General features: G+C 64.3%; 4 protein-coding genes and 2 pseudogenes. 5 read left to right on the forward strand and 1 reads right to left on the reverse strand.

The window, feature by feature from the left end; genetic code table 11:
• Positions 1 to 347 precede the first annotated feature (347 nt).
• Positions 348 to 1169, forward strand: coding sequence for a GIY-YIG nuclease family protein (locus KA184_23425; GenBank protein MBP8132543.1), 822 nt, complete (start codon positions 348 to 350; stop codon positions 1167 to 1169).
• Between the two features lie 11 nt (positions 1170 to 1180).
• Here the strand turns inward: KA184_23425 and KA184_23430 are convergent, their stop codons facing one another.
• Positions 1181 to 1384, reverse strand: coding sequence for a hypothetical protein (locus KA184_23430; protein MBP8132544.1), 204 nt, complete (start codon positions 1382 to 1384; stop codon positions 1181 to 1183).
• Between the two features lie 194 nt (positions 1385 to 1578).
• Between KA184_23430 and KA184_23435 the strand changes: the two are divergent.
• From KA184_23435 to KA184_23450, 4 genes and pseudogenes are all read left to right on the forward strand, one after another.
• Positions 1579 to 1710, forward strand: a pseudogene (locus tag KA184_23435) (hypothetical protein).
• A 546-nt stretch (positions 1711 to 2256) separates the two neighbouring features.
• Positions 2257 to 2913 (forward strand): annotated as a pseudogene (locus KA184_23440) (hypothetical protein).
• Between the two features lie 129 nt (positions 2914 to 3042).
• The gene (locus KA184_23445; GenBank protein ID MBP8132545.1) at positions 3043 to 3519 is read left to right on the forward strand and encodes a hypothetical protein; all 477 of its coding nucleotides are present in this window, start codon (positions 3043 to 3045) and stop codon (positions 3517 to 3519) included.
• Positions 3519 to 4085, forward strand: a complete 567-nt coding sequence (locus KA184_23450) for a hypothetical protein (protein MBP8132546.1) — start codon at positions 3519 to 3521, stop codon at positions 4083 to 4085. Before KA184_23445 ends, KA184_23450 begins: the two co-directional genes overlap by 1 nt.
• Positions 4086 to 4155 lie beyond the last annotated feature (70 nt).

Genomic DNA, 4155 nt, shown 5'->3' on the forward strand with positions numbered 1-4155 from the left:
CAAGAGCGACGCTCCGCGCGAAAACGCGGGAAAAAGGTCGGATAACACCGAGACCGCCGATTCGGACAGCCCGGAAAACACGGGCGATTCCGAAGACGCCGGGGCGTAGAAGGTCAACTAACCGGTCATCTATGCCGTTCCGTGACCTCCGCGGGTGCGCCTGTCCAGGCTGTCCGCGGCGCATCCCCCTCCCGGAACAATGGCTCCCGGAATCCACCATTCCGCGGCGGCCATGAATGTGTTCGCCCACAGGACCGTGAGGCGACTGTCCGAGATTGTCTGGCTACTGTCTCGCACCCGCCCGGGCTGAAGTTTCCGGTAGATAACCTGCGGAAAGGAAACCCAGTATGACGGCAACCTTCGTGGAAAATCCGCAGGAGTTAATCCGGGAACTTGTTGAGAGCAACCGTCAGGAGTCGATGCTCCTGTCGGGAGAGAAACCTCCGTGGTGCCTCCACATAATCCCGCATATCGAGACTGGCTACTACTTCGTCGATTTGATCCGAGAGAACCTGCTTGAGGGTACGAGGCGCGCCATTGCCGGATATTGCGTTGAGGCATTCCTGAAGCTACTGGATTTCTCTCCCACGAAATGCACGGTTCAGAATTCCCGTTTCCCTCCGTGTCGTGAGAATTTCCACTTCCGTAAACCACGGCCTGAAGCGCCCAAGTCCTCGCCCCGATTGACCAACATCTATGTGATTCAAGGCGAGAACGGCGGCCCCGTGAAGATCGGACGCTCTTCCGCTCCTCACAGTCGTGCAAGCTATCTTCAATGCGGCAATCCATACGAACTGCGTGTCGTCAAGTGTTTCTCGGGGGTCCCGTCCCGGCTTGAGCGGCAGTTACATGTGCGGCTTCAGAAGTACCAGGTCAGGAATGAATGGTTCTCCGAAGAGGTGCTTGGCCTTGTTGCAGACCTTGTGCGTGAGTTGACCGGCGGCTCGCGTTCGCCTTCTGTCCTCCCAATGAACACCGTCAAACGTCACGCCGCCCTGAGAGCGATCCTCCGCGCTTCATCGGAACCTGCCGTCACGCTCGACGGCCTGCGCGGCCAGTTGGAACAGATTGCGGGGATTGCGCGCGATGCGCTGGGTCAGCAGGTGGAAGGTGTCGAGGCGGAAGCCGCGACGGGCGCGCCGCTTATTACGGACGAGGACCTGTTATGAGCAGGCCGAGTCTACCGCATGAAGGCCGCGAGATCGCGCAGGACCTCTTCGACGTGGCCGAGGTCGCCTGCGTATCCCCAGTTCTGCGGGTCCGCCGCCGCGCGCTGCGCGTGGGCGTCAAGTTTCCCCCTCAGTTCATTGAGCATCGCTTCAACGGCTTGCCTGCGCTGCCTGTAAGCGTCCGCCGCCGTGGTGGGCCGTTTGGTCTCGTTCATGTCTCTTCTCCTGCCGTCATCTACCCGATTCATCGCTTGCATGTGGGCGGGAAGTCAAGTTTTCGCAGGGCGGCCGGAAACGGCCCCCAAAAGCCGTTTCCGGCCCGCCATGCGGCGCACCGTCCCACTGCCCGCCCCTTCCCGGCACGTCGGGCAACGTCGGCGGCCTGTGCGCCCAACGGAGGCGCGGCCTGATGCTGCACTCCTCCGGTCACAACTGGAAACTGCATCAGGGCGGTTGCCTCGACGTGCTGCGCGGCCTGCCGGACGCGAGCGTCCACTGCTGCGTCACGTCCCCGCCCTACTGGGGACTCCGCGACTACGGCACGGACCCGCAGGTCTGGGGCGGCGCCCCGGACTGCGATCATGAATGGCGGGACGCCTCCTATGTCCGCCGCACCAGCGACGGCGGCACTGGCGAGCGCCAGCAGCTCGTCAACATCGGGTCGCTGGACCGGGACAAGCCGGTCCGCAACGCCTTCTGCACCGTATGCGGCGCGTGGCGCGGCGAACTCGGCCTGGAGCCCAAGCCGGACTTGTACGTCGAGCACCTCGTGCTTGTGTTCCGCGAGGTCCGGCGCCTGCTGCGTCCCGACGGCACGTTCTGGCTGAACCTCGGCGACAGCTACGCCGGGAGTTGGGGCAACTACAGCCCGCACACGCCGGTTCCGTCCGAGGGATGGAGCGGCACGCGGTTCAAGCGCGCGGCCTATGACGACCGGACCTGGCGGCCCGCGAACAGCCTGCCCCAGAAAGGACTCAAGGCCAAGGACCTTGTCGGGATTCCATGGCGGGTCGCGCTGGCACTGCAGCAGCCACATGTCATTCCGAACTGCGTGGCTGACGAGCGCGACCGCGCTTGGCTGGCAGCAATGTTCGACGGTGAAGGATGTATCGGGGTTCGCCGGTTCGATTCTTACCGAAAAGAAAAGCAGCAGGTTTATCAGGACGGGTTCGTCGTCTACACCGTCGTCACCAATAACGATATCGCCTTGCTTGATCGATGCGTTGACCTGACGTCCTTCGGGCGAGTTGCGCTGAAACAGCGTGCAGGTTCTACGGATGGTCGAGGCATCGTGTCTCGTCGGGACAGTTACGGCTGGCGGCTCGATGGCAACAAGGCTGTTGAAGTGGTCTGCGCGATCTATCCTTATCTAATTGCAAAACGGAAACAAGCGTGCATTGCCTATACGCTCGACCAACTGAATAAGAACGGTCACGGCTCACGCTCGGTACCATCTGATATTCAAGCCAAGAAGCAGCATCTCTGGATGCTCATGAAGCGGTGCAATCAGCGCGAGGCCGTCGATCTGCCTGGTTGGATCAGTGAGCCAAAGCAAATCGTTATACCGGGCTGGTACCTGCGGTCAGACATCCTGTGGGCCAAGGAAAATTGCATGCCAGAGAGCGTGCGCGACCGGCCCACGCGCGCCCACGAATACGTGTTCCTCCTCGCCAAGTCCGAGCGCTACTTCTATGACGCCGACGCCGTGAGCGAACCCATGAAAGCTTCGTCCATGACCCGCGTGCAGACCGGCTGGAACGGCAACTCGCAGCGGGGCTACAAGGGCGGCGGCCCGCAGAACCATCTTGGCAAATACATGGGCGGCGAATACGCCCGCACTCAGACGCATCGCAATCGGCGCACCGTCTGGAGAATCGCCACCAAGCCGTACAAAGGCGCACACTTCGCGGTCTTCCCGCCCAAGCTCGTCGAGCCCTGCATCCTCGCGGGCACGAGCGCGGACGGTTGCTGCGCGCGGTGCGGCGCGCCGCGCAGGCGCATCGTGGCCGTGAAGCGCGGCAAGCCAGACAACAGAGGCCGCACGCACAGCCTGCCGGAGCACCGGCGAGGCAAGGCCCCCGCCCCGGAGCGCGGCTGGGAGACCGCCCGCGCGACGCTCGGCTGGGAACCCGCGTGTTCGTGTTTGGACGCCGGCGCCGTTCCGTGCGTCGTTCTCGACCCCTTCGCGGGCAGCGGCACGGCGGGCGCGGTCGCCATCGAGCACGGGCGGTGCTTCATCGGCATCGAACTCAACCCCGCGTACTGCGAACTCGCCGCGGCGCGGCTGCGGGACGCGGAATCCAAGACCACGCAGCGGGAACTGCCCGCCTGCGCCACGGGGAGCGAGTGATGGAATCCACGACGATGATGGACAACGCCCTCCGCATCTGGCGGCTCTGTCAGGGCTGCGCGGCCATGGTGTACGGCGCGAAACCGCCGTCCCCCGCCTACGCGGACCGGACGGCGCGCCTGCTCTTCGGCACCGCCGCCCAGGAGAGCAACCTCACGTGGGAACGGCAGCGGACGCCCCGCTTCGAGGGGAAGGTCGGCGGCTTCGGCAAATGGCAGGTCGAGCCCGGCTCCGTCGCGGCGTCATTGGCGTACCTGCGCCAACGGCCCGACGTGCTCGCCCGCGCCACGCACTGGCTGTTCGCCGACCCGCACGCGCCGCTTGCGTGGCCGGACCTCATTCCGATGGACGCCCTCCTGTGGGCGCTGCGCCTGGACGACAACGACAAGATCGGCGTGCTCTTCGCGCGCCTTCATTACTTCCGCGTCAGCGCCCCGATCCCGGACTCGCTCGCCGATCAGGCGGCGTACTGGAAGCGCTGGTACAACACGTCCGCGGGAAGCGGCACGGTCGAGGAGTACCTCGCGAACTGGGACCGCTACTGCAAGGAGGCCGTCCATGCTTAAGACATTGCTCGCCTGGATTCTCGGCAGAGGCATCCGCCTGGGCTACACCATCCGCTTCGGCGGCGGCAGG

This window comes from Candidatus Hydrogenedentota bacterium (assembly GCA_018005585.1).
Taxonomy (GTDB): domain Bacteria; phylum Hydrogenedentota; class Hydrogenedentia; order Hydrogenedentales; family JAGMZX01; genus JAGMZX01.